This is a genomic window from Kribbella sp. NBC_01484 (assembly GCF_036227145.1).
GTDB lineage: Bacteria > Actinomycetota > Actinomycetes > Propionibacteriales > Kribbellaceae > Kribbella.
On the sequence record NZ_CP109437.1, the window covers coordinates 7,314,670 to 7,330,794 of the forward strand.

At 67.6% G+C, this 16,125-nt stretch carries 18 protein-coding genes; 12 read left to right on the forward strand and 6 right to left on the reverse strand.

Features of this window, described 5'->3' with window-relative positions; all coding sequences use genetic code 11:
- Nucleotides 1-12: 12 nt before the first annotated feature.
- Complete coding sequence (locus tag OG555_RS35280; protein WP_329477136.1) at nucleotides 13-894, reverse strand: AraC family transcriptional regulator; 882 nt, start codon at nucleotides 892-894, stop codon at nucleotides 13-15.
- A gap of 7 nt (nucleotides 895-901) precedes the next feature.
- Nucleotides 902-1,240, reverse strand: a complete 339-nt coding sequence (locus tag OG555_RS35285; protein ID WP_329477138.1) for a nuclear transport factor 2 family protein — start codon at nucleotides 1,238-1,240, stop codon at nucleotides 902-904.
- Nucleotides 1,241-1,319: 79 nt separating this feature from the next.
- Here OG555_RS35285 and OG555_RS35290 point away from each other — a divergent pair, with 79 nt between their 5' ends.
- Together OG555_RS35290 and OG555_RS35295 are read left to right on the forward strand one after the other, a co-directional pair.
- The gene (locus OG555_RS35290) at nucleotides 1,320-2,147 is read left to right on the forward strand and encodes a MerR family transcriptional regulator (RefSeq protein ID WP_329477140.1); all 828 of its coding nucleotides are present in this window, start codon (nucleotides 1,320-1,322) and stop codon (nucleotides 2,145-2,147) included.
- Nucleotides 2,148-2,188: 41 nt separating this feature from the next.
- Complete coding sequence (locus tag OG555_RS35295) at nucleotides 2,189-2,881, forward strand: VOC family protein (protein ID WP_329477142.1); 693 nt, start codon at nucleotides 2,189-2,191, stop codon at nucleotides 2,879-2,881.
- A 138-nt stretch (nucleotides 2,882-3,019) separates the two neighbouring features.
- On the opposite strand, the gene OG555_RS35300 is transcribed toward OG555_RS35295, so the two are convergent.
- The 3 genes from OG555_RS35300 to OG555_RS35310 are packed head-to-tail and all read right to left on the reverse strand — an operon-like array spanning nucleotide 3,020 to nucleotide 5,175.
- Entirely contained in the window at nucleotides 3,020-3,811 is a 792-nt protein-coding gene (locus OG555_RS35300) for an alpha/beta fold hydrolase (protein ID WP_329477143.1), read from the reverse strand.
- Nucleotides 3,808-4,227, reverse strand: a complete 420-nt coding sequence (locus OG555_RS35305; protein WP_329477145.1) for a VOC family protein — start codon at nucleotides 4,225-4,227, stop codon at nucleotides 3,808-3,810. Before OG555_RS35305 ends, OG555_RS35300 begins: the two co-directional genes overlap by 4 nt.
- Nucleotides 4,228-4,236: 9 nt before the next feature.
- Entirely contained in the window at nucleotides 4,237-5,175 is a 939-nt protein-coding gene (locus tag OG555_RS35310) for a helix-turn-helix domain-containing protein (protein WP_329477147.1), read from the reverse strand.
- Between the two features lie 101 nt (nucleotides 5,176-5,276).
- On the opposite strand from OG555_RS35310, the gene OG555_RS35315 reads away from it, so the two are divergent.
- The 7 genes from OG555_RS35315 (at nucleotide 5,277) to OG555_RS35345 (ending at nucleotide 11,761) form a co-directional block, all read left to right on the forward strand.
- Nucleotides 5,277-6,272: a saccharopine dehydrogenase family protein gene (locus tag OG555_RS35315; protein WP_329477149.1), complete on the forward strand. Its 996-nt coding sequence runs from the start codon at nucleotides 5,277-5,279 to the stop codon at nucleotides 6,270-6,272.
- 204 nt (nucleotides 6,273-6,476) lie between these two features.
- Nucleotides 6,477-7,475 carry an endonuclease/exonuclease/phosphatase family protein gene (locus OG555_RS35320; protein WP_329477151.1) on the forward strand — a complete coding sequence of 333 codons (999 nt, stop codon included), beginning with the start codon at nucleotides 6,477-6,479 and terminating at the stop codon, nucleotides 7,473-7,475.
- On the forward strand, nucleotides 7,472-7,921 hold the full coding sequence (locus tag OG555_RS35325; RefSeq protein WP_329477153.1) for a DinB family protein: 450 nt from the start codon (nucleotides 7,472-7,474) through the stop codon (nucleotides 7,919-7,921). Before OG555_RS35320 ends, OG555_RS35325 begins: the two co-directional genes overlap by 4 nt.
- Nucleotides 7,922-8,219: 298 nt before the next feature.
- Nucleotides 8,220-8,663, forward strand: coding sequence for a helix-turn-helix transcriptional regulator (locus OG555_RS35330; protein ID WP_328520806.1), 444 nt, complete (start codon nucleotides 8,220-8,222; stop codon nucleotides 8,661-8,663).
- A 10-nt stretch (nucleotides 8,664-8,673) separates the two neighbouring features.
- Nucleotides 8,674-9,084 (forward strand): VOC family protein, encoded by a 411-nt coding sequence (locus tag OG555_RS35335; protein ID WP_329477155.1) that lies wholly within the window; start codon nucleotides 8,674-8,676, stop codon nucleotides 9,082-9,084.
- 91 nt (nucleotides 9,085-9,175) lie between these two features.
- The gene (locus tag OG555_RS35340; protein ID WP_329477157.1) at nucleotides 9,176-11,554 is read left to right on the forward strand and encodes an excinuclease ABC subunit UvrA; all 2,379 of its coding nucleotides are present in this window, start codon (nucleotides 9,176-9,178) and stop codon (nucleotides 11,552-11,554) included.
- A gap of 36 nt (nucleotides 11,555-11,590) precedes the next feature.
- Nucleotides 11,591-11,761, forward strand: a complete 171-nt coding sequence (locus OG555_RS35345; protein ID WP_329477159.1) for a hypothetical protein — start codon at nucleotides 11,591-11,593, stop codon at nucleotides 11,759-11,761.
- Between the two features lie 48 nt (nucleotides 11,762-11,809).
- Here the strand turns inward: OG555_RS35345 and OG555_RS35350 are convergent, their stop codons facing one another.
- A complete protein-coding gene (locus OG555_RS35350; RefSeq protein ID WP_329477161.1) occupies nucleotides 11,810-12,724 on the reverse strand; it encodes a phosphotransferase in 915 nt (304 codons plus the stop codon).
- A 1,031-nt stretch (nucleotides 12,725-13,755) separates the two neighbouring features.
- Between OG555_RS35350 and OG555_RS35355 the strand changes: the two genes are divergently transcribed.
- The 3 genes from OG555_RS35355 to OG555_RS35365 all read left to right on the forward strand — a co-directional run bounded on the left by OG555_RS35355 (nucleotide 13,756) and on the right by OG555_RS35365 (nucleotide 16,006).
- Entirely contained in the window at nucleotides 13,756-14,097 is a 342-nt protein-coding gene (locus OG555_RS35355) for a VOC family protein (protein ID WP_329477163.1), read from the forward strand.
- Between the two features lie 130 nt (nucleotides 14,098-14,227).
- On the forward strand, nucleotides 14,228-15,319 hold the full coding sequence (locus OG555_RS35360) for an HAD-IA family hydrolase (RefSeq protein WP_329477165.1): 1,092 nt from the start codon (nucleotides 14,228-14,230) through the stop codon (nucleotides 15,317-15,319).
- A 234-nt stretch (nucleotides 15,320-15,553) separates the two neighbouring features.
- Complete coding sequence (locus OG555_RS35365; RefSeq protein WP_329477167.1) at nucleotides 15,554-16,006, forward strand: GNAT family N-acetyltransferase; 453 nt, start codon at nucleotides 15,554-15,556, stop codon at nucleotides 16,004-16,006.
- The last annotated feature ends 119 nt before the right edge of the window (nucleotides 16,007-16,125 follow it).

A 16,125-nucleotide genomic window follows, 5' to 3' on the forward strand; every position in this document is an offset into this window, starting at 1 on the left:
CACGATCCTGCTCTATGGCAGGGAAGCTTCCGCGCGGATCAGGCTGGTGTCACGGCTGGGCGGCGTACCGAACTCGCGCCGGTACTCGCGGCTGAACTGCGACGGGCTGTCGTAGCCCACGGCGTACCCGGTGCTCGTCACGTCCTCGCCCAGCCCGACCAGCCGCAACCGCGCCTCCTGCAACCGGATCTTCTTCTGGAACTGGATCGGCGTCATCGCCGTGACTGTGCGGAAGTGCCGATGGAACGCCGACGTACTCATGCCGGCCAGCGCGGCCAGGTCCTCGACCCGGAACGGTTCGGTGTAGTGGTCGCGGATCCAGCGGATCACCCGGGCGACGTGCGACAGGCTGCTGTCCGCGAGCCCGATCTCGCGTACGGCGGCACCCTGCGGACTGCGCAGCAGCCGCCAGAGGATCTCGCGCTCGACAAGTGGCGCGAGCACCCGGGCATCCTCGGGTTCGTCGACAAGCCGAAGCAGGCGGACCACGGCGTCGACGAGTTCGTCGGGCGCACGGCTGACGGTCAGCGCCTGAACCGAGCCACCAGGCACCTGACTGTCCGCCGCATCCAGCAGCAGCGAGGCGATCAGCTCGGCCCGCAGCGACAACCCGACCCCGAGGCACGGCTGGTCCTTGGAGGCCTCGACGAAGTGGCCGGTCACCGGCAGATCCACCGAAACGACGAGGTAGTCGCCGGCGCCGTACTCGAAGACCTGGTCGCCGACCGCGAGCCGCTTCCGGCCTTGCGCAACCAGCGCGAACGTCGGCGTCGCCAGGGAAGACATCGGCGGTGTCGGCGCGTCGACGATCGACAACAGCAACCCGTCGACCGCATGCTCGCGCCCGGCCGCGGCAACGATCCGGGCTCGCAACTCCGCCAGTGCCTTCTCCATAGCAGGTTCAGGCTATGACGAGCCTGGTGATCACGTCGTCCTCGAGGGTGAAGGTGAAGTCGAGGTCGACGTTTCCGCCGGGGAAGTTGCCCTCGAGGTGATGGGTGGCGACGTACGTGTGGTCGTCGACCTGGCGTGCGCCGGTCAGTTCGGTGGTGTAGGTGTACTCGCCGGCAGACCGAGCCATCCAGGCGCGGATCTCGTCGCGGCCGTGGTAGGTCTTGCCTTCGTCGGTGACTTCGGCGTCGGTGGCGTACCACCGCATCGCGGCGTCGAGATCGCGGGCTGTGTGGCTGATCAGGTACGCCGTGATCGTGGTGGGCAGTCGGTCGAGGGAGATGTTCATGCCGGTCAGCCTGGTGCCTCTCGGTGGGAGAGGGGCAAGGAATTGACTCTCTCGCAGGGGGAGGGTGCAGAGTGGCGGGGTGAGTCGGGGACTGACGATTGGCGAGTTCGCGCAGGCGACGCAGCTGAGTGTGCGGACACTGCGGCGGTATCACGAGAGCGGTCTGCTGGAGCCGGCGTCGATCGATCCGTCCAGCGGCTACCGGTACTACACGACCGGGCAGATCCCCTCCGCGCAAGTGATCCATCGGCTGCGTGAGCTCGACGTACCGCTGGCCGAGGTCGGCAAGATCCTCGCGACCGACGATCCGGAGATCCGCGCCGAGTTGATCGCCACGCACCTCGACCGGCTGCAGGACTCACTCGATCGGACCCGCGCGGCGGTGACGTCGCTGCAACGCCTGCTGCGGCCCGCCCCTGGCGAGTTGGCCGTCGAGCTGCGTTCCGAACCGGCCCGAATGGTTGCCGCGATCACCGATGTGGTCGACCTGGACGACGTCTTGCCCTGGTACGACGGCGCCATGGCCGAGCTGGACTCCGCCGTACCCAGTCACCAGCGGCTAGGTCCACCGGGCGGCCAGTACGACAACGAGCTCTTCACCGCCGGCGGCGGCATGGTCGTCGTCTACTACCCGGTCGCCGCCCCACCGTCGTACGGGCGGGTGCGCCCACTCGAACTCCCCGCCGTCGACCTGGCCGCCACCATCCACCATGGCGCACACGACGACATCGACGTAACCTACGGCCGCCTCGCCACCTGGGCGCACAACCACACCCTGACCGTCACCGGCCCAGTCCAGGAGACCTACACCGTCGGGCCCCGAGACGACCCGAACCCAACATCGTGGCGCACGGAGATCGCCTGGCCGGTCTTTCGCCTGAGCTACCAGGGACCGTTCAGGAAGTAGCGGCAGGCGGGGCTGACCGTGGGGGCTGCAAGGATGCGGCCATGGAACAGACATTGAGTCGGCAGGAAGCGTCGGAGGCGGTCCAGGACTCTGGGTGGCGCTTCTTGCTGGGCACTTTGCGAACGTCGGTCCCGGTCGGGTCGTTGGCTCGGGCGATCGGCTTGGCAGCGGACGCTGTCGCGGTGTGCGGCGACGACGCCGACCGGCACCTTCGGGTCGATGCCCGCCCTGATCGGGTCGTCTTCACTCTGCAGTCGTTGGAGCGCGCAGCGGTTACCACCCGGGATGTCGAACTCGCGCTTCGGATCTCTGCCACCGCGGACAGTTCCGGGTTTCTGGCGGAGCCCGAAATCGGAACGGGGGCACCGCGGTCCGTCCAGATAGTGGAGATCGCGATTGATGCACTGGACATTGCCGGGATTCGGGCGTTCTGGAAAGCGGTGCTGGGCTATACCGATGAGGCGGGTGCCGATGGGCCGGAGGATCCGCTCGTCGACCCGGTCGGGCAGGGCCCGGCCATCTGGTTCCAGCAGATGGACCGGCCGCGTCCGCAGCGCAATCGCATCCACTTCGATATCTGTGTTCCGCATGACGAGGCACCACGGCGCGTCGAGGCCGCACTGGCGGCTGGGGGCCGACTGGTGTCCGCGACGCGTGCCCCCGCTTTCTGGGTGCTTGCCGACCGGGAGGGGAACGAAGCCTGCGTGACCACCTGGCAGGGCCGAGACGGCTGAAACTTTCTTCCAACCTGCAGATCCCCTTCAACGTGCCCCGGCCGCGGCACGGTCGTCGTCTACCACCCGGTCGCCGCCCCACCGGCGTACGGGCCGGGTGCGCCCACTCGATCTCCCGGCCGTCGACCTGGCCGCCGGCTAGTCGGCGTCGAGGAAGGTGGTGACCACGTCGTGGACGAGGTTGGTGCGGGACAGGCCGTTGAAGTGGGTGGTGCCGGGCAAGACGGCTAGTTGGGAGGTGGGGACCCCGGTGAAGTCGCCGTTCACGTCGCCGCCGCGGAGTTGGAGGAAGCGGACGGCGTGGTCGAGTTTGACGGCGTCGCAGTCGCCGACCGTGATGAGGGTGGGAGCGGCGATGCCGCGGATGTCGTCGTCGGTCCAGCCGGCGGTGCCGCGGTCGTAGCCGCCGAGCTTGGTGAGTAGGGTCTGCAGGTGCTCGAGGTCCGGGTGCGGCGACTTCGCGAGGTACTCCGCTTCCATCGGCGTACCGGCGATCATCTCCACCTTCATCTCGCCCACCGCGGCGTTCTCCGGGCGCTCACCCTCCGTGCTGAACGGCACCGACGAGATGACCGCCTTCCGGACCAGCTCCGGGTGCTTGATCGCCAGGTACAGCGCGACCGCACCGCCCACGCTGAACCCGAACAGATCCACCTGAGGTACGTCGAGCTCCTTCAACAACCCGACCACGTCCGACGCCAGGCCGACGGTGCCCAACGGACGATCGATGTCATTGGTGTAGCCGTGTCCCTGGAAGTCGGTCGCGATCACCTGCCGCCTCTCGGCCAGTCCAGGCAGCAAAGCACCGAACTGCAGCTCGATGTTGAACAGCCCGCCGTGCAACAGCAGCAGCGGGGTCCCGCCCGAGCCGTGGAGCTCGTAGTACATCCGCAGTCCGTTGACGTCGGCGTACCCAGTCTGCTTGCTCACAAGAGCCCCACGAGGAGACAGAACGGATGCCCGGCCGGGTCGGCCAGGACATAGAGCGGCTCGGAATCCTCCGACGTACGGTCCAGGAGCAGCCTGGCGCCGAGCTCTTCGGCCCGCTGCCGGTGCCGATGCAACTCTTCGACCGAAGGTACGGCGTAGTCGATGTGGAGCTGCATCGGTACGTCGTGAGACGGCCAGGTGGACGTCGGCAGCACATCCACCCCTTGGATCGCGAGCTGCCGATTCCCGTCGTCGTCGACGAGCACGAGCCAATCGGCGTCATCCGCCGTACCGTCACTCGGCGGCTCGTCGCCCGCCCGGTACCGCAACCCCAGCAACACGCGATAGAACTCCGCCAGCCCGCGCGGATCCGTGGCCTCCAACGCCGTGTGCATCCGTCGCGGGTAGGTCGCCATGGTCGCAGCCTACGTGCTGTGGAAGGTGCGTCTGTAGGTGTCGGGCGGTACGCCGACGACACGCTTGAACTGGCGTCGCAGGGTCGTGGCGGTGCCCATTCCGGTCGCGACGGCGACTGTCTCGATGCCGTCGTTCGTAGCCTCCAGCAACTGTTGGGCGCGCCGGACGCGCTGGGTCAGCAGCCATTGGAGTGGTGTCTGGCCGGTCACCGCGCGGAAGGTTCGGCCGAGGTGGCGCGGACTGGTGTTCGCCTGCCGGGCGAGGTCGGTCACGGTCAGCGGCTGGTCGAGTCGCTCCTGCGCCCAGGCCAGGAGATCCGCGAGGGTGTGGTCGCCGCTGACCTGCACCGGTGTGTCCACGAACTGCGCCTGACCACCGGCCCGATGCGGCTGTACGACGAGGCGCCGCGCGACGGAGTTCGCGATCGTCGCGCCATGGTCGAGATGGATCAGGTGCAGGCACAGGTCCATGGCAGCCGCCTTGCCCGCGGAGGTCAGCACGCTCCCGTTGTCGGTGTAGAGCACGTCCGGATCGATCTCCGCCTGTGGATAACGTGCACTCAACGCGGCGGCGTGCCCCCAATGGGTGGTCGCCCTCCGACCGTCCAGCAGCCCCGCGGCACCAAGCACGAACGCACCCGTGCACAGGGACGCGATCCGAGCGCCCGCCGCGTGCGCCGCTCGGACTGCCTCGACCAGCTCAGCCGGCGGCGGCTCGTCGACGTCCACACACGCCGGCACGATCACGGTGTCCGCGCGGGCCAGCCGATCGAGACCGTCATCGGGCTCGACCCGGAAGGGACCGACCTGCACGGTTCCGGGTCCGCAGAGGACGACCTCGTACCAGTCGTCGACGTGACCGAGCGGTGGATTGCCGAAGATTTCGTACGCGATCCCGAGCTCGAGGTGCAGCAGATGCCCGGCGGTCGCCAGCGCGACAGTGTGCATGTCCGAAAGTGTACGCATGGTGTCGTTCCGGACTCTCACGGTCGGGTGCGTCGGACGGCGAGACTGGACGTGTCGATCGTCGACAATCGGAGGAGAAGACAATGAATGCAGTAGTGGTCTACGGAGCGACCGGGCACACGGGCCGCTTCGTCGTCGAGGAGTTGCTGCGGCGCGGCCTCCCGACCGTCATCGCGGGACGCGACGCGACCACGCTCGAGACGCTGGCGTCGAAGTGGGGCGACGTCGACGTACGCCCGGCAGCGGTCGACGATCCCCACGCGCTCGACCAGGCGCTCGCCAAGGCCGCGGCCGTGATCAACTGCGCCGGCCCCTTCGTGGCGACCGCCACGCCGGTGGTCGAGGCGGCAGTCCGGGCGAGGATCCCGTACGTCGATGTCGCGGCCGAGATCGAGGCGAACTTGTCAACACTCGACAGGCACGCGGACACGCCAGTCGTCCCGGCGATGGCGTTCTACGGCGGCCTCGGCGACCTGCTGACAACCGCCGTGCTGGGGGAGCGGACCACCACCGACGAGGTGCACGTCGCCTACGGCCTCAGCAGCTGGCACCCCACTCCGGGTACGCGCGCTGCCGGACAGGTCTCGCACGACCGCCGGGCCGGACGCCGGTTGCGGTTCACGGGCGGCGAGCTGCAGTACCACGACGACAAGCCGGTCCAAGAGGACTGGATCTTCCCCGAGCCCCTCGGCCTGCGGCGCGTGATCCCCGAGTTCACCATGGCCGACGTCGTCACGGTCCCCAGCCACCTCGCCGTATCCGAGGTGCGCACCTATATGACCGTCGAGGCGGCGGTCGACCTGTTCAACGCGGACACCCCCGCGCCGGTAGCCGTCGAAGCGCTGGGCCGCTCCGACCAGTCCTTCGTCGTCGACGTGCTGGTCCGCACCGATGGGGTCGAGCAGCGGGCGACGGCACGTGGCCAGGACATCTACGCGATCACGGCTCCGCTCGCGGTGGAGGCCGTACGACGGATCCTCGCCGGCGAGACGCGGACGACGGGCGTGGCGACAGCCGGGGCGATGTTCGACGCGACCGACTTCCTGAAGAACCTGCCGCTGGAAGTCGACTTGCCGTAGGGCGGTCCAGGCCTGCCTAGCGCTCTACAACCGTTACCAGCCGACGCCGGAGGTCGACGGTCACCAGGCGATCGACTTCGGCTGGCTCCTCGCCAACGTCGCCTATCTCAACTGGGGTGCCCGCCGCTGAGCCGATTTGTTCACGTGATGTCGGTACCGGACCGCCGGAAGGGGGCCTAGCCTGGCTGGTGGAGGGGATCCGGGGTGGGGGGAGCCGAGGTGCAGGGGGCTGCGGTGGAAGTGCGTGGCGGACCGACGCGCGTCCGGCGCTCCGGCGGGGTTGCGGTGGCCGCCTTGTTGCCTTGGGCATGGTTCTTGCTGCACGACCGGCTCGGTGTGGTGACCGATGTGCTGGCGATCGGGCTGCCGATGCTGACGTTGGTGACAGCGCTGACCGTGGGCTTGCTGGGTCGGCGGCACAAGGCCGCTATCGTCTTTGCCGTGTCGACGCTGCTGGTCGGAATCGTGGCGACCGTGCTGCCGTGGATACCAGACGGAGCCGGCACCGTCGACCGGACTCGCGCCGTACGGATCGCGGCGGCGAACATCGGCAGTGGCGAGCTCGAGGGCGCCGAGAGTCTGCTCGCGCTGCACGCCGACGTGCTCGTCGTCTCCGAGATCGGGTCTCCACTGACCGCTCGGCTGTCCGAGTCGTACCCGGCGCACGTGGCCGATTGGAACGGACCAGCGGTCGGCATCTTCAGCCGGTGGCCGCTGACGGTGGTCGAACGACCCGGGCCGGATCTGCCCGGCTTCGTGATCCGCGTCCAGGCGCCATCGGGTGAGTTCGACCTGATCGCCGCGCACGTACCGCGTCCGTGGTGGACGTCGGGCGGAGCGACGTACCAGTCGCCTCCGGACGACGGAGCGTCGTACCAGACCACTGTCGCCGAGCACCACCGGCTGATGGAGCAGATCGCGGCGAGGACCGAGCGCGACGACCACCCGGTCGTGGTCACTGGAGACCTCAACACCCCCGACCGCGGCCGGGACTACCGGGTGCTCAGCAAGCACCTCGACGACGCCATGCTGGACACCTGGGGCCGGCCGTCGGAGATCGGCAACTGGACGGCGTTCCTGGTGCGGATCGACCACATGTTCGTGAAGCCCGGCTGGTGCGCCGACGACGCCGGCTGGTACACAATTCCCGTGTCGGATCACCGCGGCATCATCTCCACGGTCGGCCCCTGCAGCTCGTCATGACCACCGAGCTCGAGCAGCTGCGCGCCGCGCTCGATGGGCTGCGCGCGGGTGTGCTGAAGAAGCTGTCGGGTCTGAGCGAGGCTGACGCGCGCCGCAGCACGGTTGACTCGGGCACCAACATCGCCGGCCTGGTGCAGCACCTGACGTTCGCCGAGTCCCTCTGGTTCGAGGAGATCGTCGCCGGCCGCAAGGTGAGCCGGGGCAAGCGTTCGATGCAAGTAGATCCCGCGGTGACCCTGAAAAGCCTCCGCGCCGACTATCGCGCCGCCTGCGCGGCCTCGAACGACATCATCACCACCGTCGGCGACCCCGATCACCCCGTAACCCGCAACGGCAAGACCCATGACCTTCGCTGGGTCCTGCTCGGCGTCATCGAGGAAACTGCCCGCCACGCCGGCCACGCCGACATCATCCGCGAACAACTCGACGGCACCACCGGCCGCTAGTTGCGCGCGGTCAGTGCGAGCGGGCCGGCTGGGCGTGCAGCTCGACAGGACGTGTCGGTCCACGGATGCTGGTCGGCGAGGCATTCACGCCTGGCCCCGGCCGGCCCGGCCGGGGCCAGGGCGGACACCTCCTGTCGAGCTGCCCACCCAGCCTCCGACCAGCCCGCACCGGCGGGCAGTTTCAGGTCCGGGCCACCACGGGCTGTCGGGGTGCCCGGTTCCATTGACCCCCGAACTGCTCGGGGGAGCACCCTAGGCGTGTATGACTTCTTCGGTGGGACGTGGCACGATTTCAGGGATGAGCAACAGTCCGGCCGATGCGCAGCGCCTGGGGGACCTCGCGCGGTTGCGGCGTGTCAAGGACCGGATCGATCGGGAGTACGCGCAGCCGCTCGACGTGGAGGCGCTCGCCCGGGGTGCCCACATGTCCTCCGGCCACCTCAGCCGTGAGTTCAAGCGTGCCTACGGAGAGTCGCCGTACGGGTATCTGATGACCCGGCGGATCGAGCGGGCGATGATGTTGCTGCGCCGCGGCGACCAGAGCGTGACCGACGTCTGCTTCGCGGTCGGCTGCCAGTCGCTGGGCACGTTCAGCACCCGGTTCACCGAGCTGGTCGGGATGCCGCCGAGCGTCTACCGCGAGCGGGCGGCCGACGCGACCGTGGGCATCCCGTCGTGCGTCGCGAAACAGGTGACCCGGCCGATCAGGAATCGAGAAGCAACTCCGGCGAGCGGCACGTAGCGTGACGTCCATGGACATCAAGATTCTGTCGAGTTTCCTCCCGCACACCGATCCGGAGGCGTCGCTGGCGTTCTACCGCGACGTCCTCGGCTTCGAGATCCGCACCGACGTCGGGTACGGCGGCATGCGCTGGATCACCGTCGGCCCGGCCGGCCAGCCCGACACGTCGGTCGTCCTCTACCCGCCGGGCGCCGACCCGGGCATCACCGAGGACGAGCGCCAGACCATCGCCGAGATGATGGCCAAGGGCACCTACGCCACCCTGGTGCTGGCGACCAAGGACATCGACGGCGTGTTCGAGCGGCTGCAGGCCACCGACGCCGAGGTCATCCAGGAGCCGACCGACCAGCCGTACGGCGTACGCGACTGCGCGTTCCGCGATCCCGCGGGCAACCACATCCGGATCAACCAGGTTTCCTGAGCCGACCCCGACCGTGCCGAACGGAGACCGCGCCCGCGGCTCCGCCCGACAGCAGACGCGATGAGCTGTCCTGAATAAGATGGAGACACCCATGAGCAAGGCCCCGAGGTCGGCCGGCGAACAAGTTGCCGACAGCCACGACCTGATCCGCGTCACCGGAGCGCGGGTGAACAACCTGAAGGACATCAGCGTCGAGATCCCGAAGCGCCGGCTGACGGTCTTCACCGGAGTGTCCGGCTCGGGCAAGAGCTCGCTGGTGTTCGGCACGATCGCGGCCGAGTCGCAGCGGCTGATCAACGAGACCTACAGCGCGTTCCTCCAGGGGTTCATGCCGTCGCTGGCGCGCCCCGAGGTCGACGTACTCGACGGCCTGACCACCGCGATCATCGTCGACCAGGAGCGGATGGGCTCGAACCCGCGCTCCACGGTCGGCACCGCCACCGACGCGAACGCGATGCTGCGGATCCTGTTCAGCCGGATCGCGAAGCCGCACGCCGGCCCGCCGACGGCGTACTCGTTCAACGTCCCGAAGCGGACGGCGACCGGGTCGATGGTCGCCGACAAGGGTGCGGGCGAGAAGAAGGTCGTGCGCGAGGCCGTCTACGCCGGCGGCATGTGCGCGCGCTGCGAGGGCATGGGCGCGGTCACCGACTTCGACCTGACCGCGCTGTACGACGACAGCAAGTCGCTGAACGAGGGCGCCCTGACGATCCCCGGCTACAGCATGGAGGGCTGGTACGGGCGGATCTTCCGAGGCAGCGGCTACTTCAACATGGACAAGCCGATCAAGAAGTACACCAAGAAGGAGCTGCACGACCTGCTCTACCGGGAGCCGACCAAGATCAAGGTCGAGGGCATCAACCTGACCTACGTGGGGCTGATCCCGCAGATCCACAAGTCGTTCCTGTCCAAGGACGTCGAGGCGATGCAGCCGCACATCCGTGCCTTCGTGGAGCGTGCGATCACGTTCACCACGTGCCCGGACTGCGGCGGGACCCGGCTCAGCCAGGAGGCGCTGGCGTCGAAGATCAAGGGCAAGAACATCGCCGACCTGTGCATGATGCAGATCACCGACCTGGCCGCGTGGGTGCGTGACCTGAAGGAGCCGTCGGTGGCGCCGCTGATCGGGGCGCTGGGGGACGCGCTCGACGCGTTCGTCGAGATCGGGCTGGGCTACCTGTCCCTGGATCGACCCGCCGGCACGCTGTCCGGTGGTGAGGCGCAGCGTACCAAGATGATCCGTCATCTCGGTTCGTCGCTGACCGACGTCACGTATGTGTTCGACGAGCCGACCATCGGTCTGCACCCGCACGACATCCAGCGGATGAACGAACTGCTGCTGCAACTGCGCGACAAGGGCAACACCGTGCTCGTCGTGGAACACAAGCCGGAGACCATCGTGATCGGCGACCACGTCGTCGACCTCGGTCCGGGCGCTGGGTCCGGTGGTGGCGAGGTGGTCTTCGAGGGCACGGTCGACAAGCTGCGGACCAGCGGGACGCTGACCGGGCGGCACCTCGATGACCGGGCGACGTTGAAGGAGTCGGTGCGCTCGGCGACAGGTGCGCTCGAGGTCCGGAGCGCCTCGACGAACAACCTCCAGAACGTCGATGTCGACGTACCGCTCGGTGTCCTCGTGGTGGTGACCGGGGTGGCGGGCTCGGGGAAGAGTTCCCTGATCGACGGTTCGATCGCCGACCTCGATGGTGTGGTGGCGATCGATCAGGGCGCGATCCGGGGATCGCGGCGGAGTAACCCGGCGACGTACACCGGACTGCTCGAGCCGATCCGGAAGGCGTTCGCGAAGGCGAACGGCGTGAAGCCGGCGTTGTTCAGCGCGAACTCCGAGGGTGCCTGCCCGGCCTGCAAGGGTGCCGGCGTGATCTACACCGAGCTCGGTGTGATGGCGACCGTCGAGTCGCCGTGTGAGGAGTGCGAGGGCAAGCGGTTCCAGGCGGCCGTGCTGGAGTACACGTTCGGCGGGAAGAACATCGCCGAGGTACTCGCGCTGCCGGTGGCCGAGGCTCTCGAGTTCTTCGCTGAGGGCGACGCGCGTACGCCGGCCGCACACAAGATCCTCGATCGCCTCGCGGATGTCGGACTCGGCTACGTGAGTCTCGGCCAGCCGCTGACCACGCTGTCCGGGGGAGAGCGGCAGCGGCTCAAGCTGGCGACCCACATGGGGGAGCCGGGCGGGATCCTGGTCCTCGACGAGCCGACCACCGGCCTCCACCTGGCCGACGTCGAGCAACTCCTGGCGCTACTCGACCGCCTCGTCGACGCCGGGAAGTCGGTCATCGTCATCGAGCACCACCAGGCCGTGATGGCGCACGCCGACTGGCTCATCGACCTCGGCCCGGGCGCCGGTCACGACGGCGGCAAGGTCGTCTTCGAAGGCACTCCGGCCAAGCTGATCGCCAAGCCCACCACGCTCACCGGCAAACACCTCAAGGAATACGTCGCCAAGTAAGGGCCGTCGACCAAGCTCTTGTCACTGAACAGCGTCGTGCCAGATCCGCGCGTCGACGCCTCCGGCCGGATCGTGAAGACGCGCGCCTACGACCTCGGCAGCGTCTTCGACATCAGCCGGTCGAGGTCGCTGCGGTGCCGAACGAACCGCAGCGACGCGGCGATAGTGGCCAGCCTGAAGCGCCGCGTCGCGCGTTGTGCCGGCTGATAGCAAGTCGGAGGTCCCCCTTTCGCACACCATCTCCACCGGCGACAGCTAGCGAAGCGCGTTCAGCTCGTCGAGGGCGCGATGGCCGCGCTTGACCACCCCCGGAACGATATCGTGGCGCCCGTGACGGATGGGGAACTCGAGCATCACGAGGATCTGTGTCGCTGTGAGCACCGCCGCCCCCTCCCAGTCGACCAGATCGAGGATTCTCGTCCACAGCCGCCTTCGGACACCGTCCAGCGGATCCTGGAAGGTGTGCCATTGGAGAGTGGTGAGATCAGTCGCCCGCGTGCCGCTACCGGCGTTCCCGATATCAACGACCGCCACCACCACTCCGTCACGGACCAAGACATTGTCGGGCTTGAAATCGGCATGGACCATGTCGGGTGCCTCTCGCGGTGGTGGGACGTCGCCACACACGAGCCGCAGGCGCTCGACCAATGCCGACACCACGGAGGAATACCCCGAAAGCCCGGCGACAGCCCTCGACAAACTCGGAGCTAAGTCTTGACCGGATTCTTGACCGGTGGCGAGCCGCCAGGCGTACGACCAGTGGTCGTAGGGCTCGGAGGCTTGGCCGGCCTGGAGTTCGTTGATCTCCATCAGCTGCTCAACGAGGGACGGGGTCAGCTCTGGCGCGGGAGCCGCGTCAACGAAGTCGATCAGATGCCATACATGAGTGGCTGTGGCGCCCACTCCGAGCCAGGCCGGGGTGGGATAGCCGCGCCTACGCATGTGCTCGACGACTCTCTGGGTTCGCAACGTCTCGTCCAGCTGGTTGGGGCGTGCCCGGGGCCATGCTTTGAGCACTGCATTTGCACTTCCGGCCAACTGGACGCGCATGGCACCCACATCGAAGCCTCCGGGTAGGCGACTGAGAAGAGTGACCTCTGCCCCGACCACGCTTGCCACGTCGGCCAGAACCTCTGCTGGCAGCTCTTCGGGATGGGTGCCCTGGTTCATCGGCTCGAAGTGCCGATCACCGCTCGGATGGCTGGTCCCGCCGAGCAGTGTGGAGCCAGGCCCCAACCTGGTGACCTTCCGAGAGGACCAATGTGTTCCACGGCGTCGACCTCGACCACCACATTCGGTCGGACCACCAACCCCGAACTCATGACCCACCCGAAGCTCAACGCGCGCGCAACCATGCCGGCATCCTGGCACCCTTCCACGCCCCAGCGCTTGCCATTTTCCCCCGCCGAAGAGCGGACGCGATGGGAGGGCCGGTGCCCCTATCTTTGGTGGCCGCCCCTGGCACCGGAGCTACCGCGGCCGGGCGAATGACGCCGCGATCAAACGGAGACCACGACACAACGCCCATCATCAGTCCGGCTTGACTTGTTCAGTGAAGGCTCTCCTGTCGTTTCCGTGCGTTGTCGGCCCCGCCTCGCTTTGTGCACCGACCAAGCACCGCGCCGCCGCGACGCTCGACTGGTGCACACCCGGGCGGAACGACAACCACCACCGCCAGCCGGCGCCGGTGGGTGGCGGTGGCCTTCAGGGATCGGTTGCCGGCGGCGGTGGGCGTGGGGCGCCACCGATGGGCGCGGCCTTCAGCACCAGCCGGACGCGGCCAGCGCTTCGATCCGCGGATCCAGCTATTTCGAGCCGGAGCAGGGACCTGGGACGAGATGTCGGGACCTGGGGCAGGTCATGAGGTGTCCCAAGTCCCGCCATGGTGTCCGCGCCCCCACCCGCCTAACGGCGCCTCGGACGGTGGAGCCGATATCCGACAGCAGAGAGATCGACTTTGTGCACCAGATCCGTACCCGGAGGGCCGGCGCCGTACGGATCTGGTGCACAAAGTGACCGACCAAGCCAGCCGGCGGGGGTAGCCAGGCAGCGGTCCAACCGGGTTCGGCGCCCTTCAGACAACCTTGGACCGGGTGTCGCGCGAAGCGGTCAGGAATCGAGAAGCGCTGGTGTGGTGAGGGGAATAGCGTGACAGTCAGTACACATCAAGGGCTGCGAGGCCCAAGAGTTCAGGAGTGACAATGACTTCCACGCAAGGCATCAAGACGGTTCTGCACCCGGTGGCGGACCTGGAGAAGGCCAAGGCGACGTACATCGCGCTGCTCGGTATGGAGCCGACGGCGGACTCGCCGTACTACGTCGGGTTCGAGGCCGAGGGGCAGCAGATCGGCCTGGTGCCGAACAGCGACATGACCTCGCCGATCGCCTACTGGCATGTGGACGACATCGAGGGCAAGCTCGCCGAGGTGACCGCCGCCGGCGGCGCGCTCAAGGACGCCCCGAAGGACGTCGGCGGCGGCCGCCTGGTGGCCACCTTCACCGACCCCGACGGCAACGTCCTCGGCCTGATCCAGGACCGCTGACGAATCGAACACGCTGAGTAGTCGACCGCACGGGGGAGCGGGCCCGGGGGAGACCTACGTGTCTCCCCTGAGCGTGGCCCGTTCCCCGCGCTGTTCTGCTTGTGACCCTGGTTCTCGCTATCGTCGGTCGGTGCACTTCAGCGAATACGACACCCGGTTGGCGGCGTACGCGGTGATCGTCGACGAACACGACCGGCTGTTGCTGAGTTGGTTCGTCGGCAATGAGAACTCACCGGCCGGCTGGACGATGCCAGGCGGCGGCGTCGAGTACGACGAGTCTCTGCCGGACGCCGTCGTCCGCGAGGTGATCGAGGAGACCGGCTACACAGTCTCGGTCGGCAATCCCATCGCGACGAATCACTTCACCCTCTTGGACCCCGGGCGTGACAGACGCCCGTACAAATCCGTCCGAGTCATCTTCGCGGCCACCATCACCGGCGGCTCGCTCGGCACCACCGAAGTCAACGGCACCACAGCCTTCGCCCGCTGGATCCCACTCACCGACATCCCATCCCTAACTCCTCGCGCCGACATCATCGACATCGCCGTGGCCGCCTGGAGGAACAGCCGGCCGGCGGTCGCTGAGTCGAGTGTTCGCCACTTGCTGTTGGATGCCGACGGCGTCCTGCAGGATCTGCCCGGGGGCTGGTACGCGGCCATGGAGCCGTATCTCGGTGACAGGGCCCGTGACTTCCTCCATGAGACCTGGGTTGACGAACTGCCGATGCTCGCCGGTCGCGGCGACTACATGCCGGTTCTCGCGGCGACACTCCAGAACTACGGAGTGGTCACGCCGGTGGCCGAGGTGTACGACGCGGTCTGGAAGAACATCGCGGTCATCGAGGAATCGATCGGCATCGTGCGAGTACTCAAGCGGAACGGGTACGGCGTCCACCTGGGGACGAATCAGGAACGCTACCGTGGCGGTCACATGCGGACGGCCCTCGGGTACGACGATCTGTTCGACGTGAGTTGTTACTCGTACGACCTCGGCGTCGCCAAGCCCGACCCGGCCTTCTTCGTCCAGGCGGCTCGCCGGATCGGTGCCGATGCCGGGACGATCCTGTTCATCGACGACAACGCACGAAACGTCGAAGGTGCCCGGGAGGCCGGGATGCTCGCCGAGCAATGGGACTTCACGCAGGGCCACGATCTGCTGCTCGAGCTCATGTCGAAGCACGGGGTCGCCGCAACCATGACCGCCGAGAAGCCGACGCGGTAACGGGAGCGGTACTGGCACGAGCGACAACGAAGCACAGTCCCGCCAGTACCAACGTCACCGGGCCGAAGAGGAACCGTTCCCACGAACTCTGGGACAAGAAGTTCGCCAGTGTTCCAAGCGCCAGCAGCCCTACTAGCACCCACGAGCCGATCCGTGCGACCGCGCGGGAAACCCAAGGGACCCAGAAACCCTTGCGGGACACAGCTTGGCCCCGTCGCGCGAAACACTGGTCGCATGGACATTTGCATCGCAGGGCAGGCTGACCTGGAGCACCTGGCTCGTCTGCTCTGGTTGAATGCCGCACCTGACGAGCAGGCCAAGCAGTCGGTCGACTCATTCGTGGTTGACCTTGCCGCGTGGTGGACCGAGCACGACGACTCGCATCTCGCCTTCGTCGCTCGACTTACCGAGTCCGAGGTCGTCGGGATGGCGTGGCTGGCGCTCGTTCCACGGGCGCCGAGGCCGGGCACCACCAGTCGCCGTTCGGCGGACATCCAAAGCGTCTTCGTCGTACCGGAGCAGCGCGGGAACGGCATCGGCTCGGCGCTCGTACAGGCCGCATCAGAACACGCCTTTCGCCTTGGCGCGAGTCGAGTGACAGTTCACTCCGGCCGCAAGGCGGTGCCGGTCTACGAGAGACTCGGTTTCGCATCCTCCCGCCAACTTCTCCAGAGAGAACCCGAGTGAGTATTGGTGGTGTATCGACGTACGTTCCGAGCCTCCGCCGCCTCTTGATAGAGCGCCGATAAGCGACATTATGTCAACTTGTGGGTTTCGGGGCACTCCCCTGGGAGGTTGGAAGATCT

What these genes read in the sequence shown, in the direction of transcription:
- OG555_RS35280 (WP_329477136.1), bottom strand. Translation starts at nt 894, where the DNA reads ATGGAGAAGGCACTGGCGGAGTTGCGAGCCCGGATCGTTGCCGCGGCC.
- OG555_RS35330 (WP_328520806.1), top strand. Translation starts at nt 8,220, where the DNA reads ATGAGCAACAGTCCGGCCGATGCGCAGCGCCTGGGGGACCTCGCGCGG.
- OG555_RS35285 (WP_329477138.1), bottom strand. Translation starts at nt 1,240, where the DNA reads ATGAACATCTCCCTCGACCGACTGCCCACCACGATCACGGCGTACCTG.
- OG555_RS35350 (WP_329477161.1), bottom strand. Translation starts at nt 12,724, where the DNA reads ATGAACCAGGGCACCCATCCCGAAGAGCTGCCAGCAGAGGTTCTGGCC.
- OG555_RS35355 (WP_329477163.1), top strand. Translation starts at nt 13,756, where the DNA reads ATGACTTCCACGCAAGGCATCAAGACGGTTCTGCACCCGGTGGCGGAC.
- OG555_RS35295 (WP_329477142.1), top strand. Translation starts at nt 2,189, where the DNA reads ATGGAACAGACATTGAGTCGGCAGGAAGCGTCGGAGGCGGTCCAGGAC.
- OG555_RS35335 (WP_329477155.1), top strand. Translation starts at nt 8,674, where the DNA reads ATGGACATCAAGATTCTGTCGAGTTTCCTCCCGCACACCGATCCGGAG.
- OG555_RS35315 (WP_329477149.1), top strand. Translation starts at nt 5,277, where the DNA reads ATGAATGCAGTAGTGGTCTACGGAGCGACCGGGCACACGGGCCGCTTC.
- OG555_RS35305 (WP_329477145.1), bottom strand. Translation starts at nt 4,227, where the DNA reads ATGGCGACCTACCCGCGACGGATGCACACGGCGTTGGAGGCCACGGAT.
- OG555_RS35325 (WP_329477153.1), top strand. Translation starts at nt 7,472, where the DNA reads ATGACCACCGAGCTCGAGCAGCTGCGCGCCGCGCTCGATGGGCTGCGC.
- OG555_RS35340 (WP_329477157.1), top strand. Translation starts at nt 9,176, where the DNA reads ATGAGCAAGGCCCCGAGGTCGGCCGGCGAACAAGTTGCCGACAGCCAC.
- OG555_RS35365 (WP_329477167.1), top strand. Translation starts at nt 15,554, where the DNA reads ATGGACATTTGCATCGCAGGGCAGGCTGACCTGGAGCACCTGGCTCGT.
- OG555_RS35310 (WP_329477147.1), bottom strand. Translation starts at nt 5,175, where the DNA reads ATGCACACTGTCGCGCTGGCGACCGCCGGGCATCTGCTGCACCTCGAG.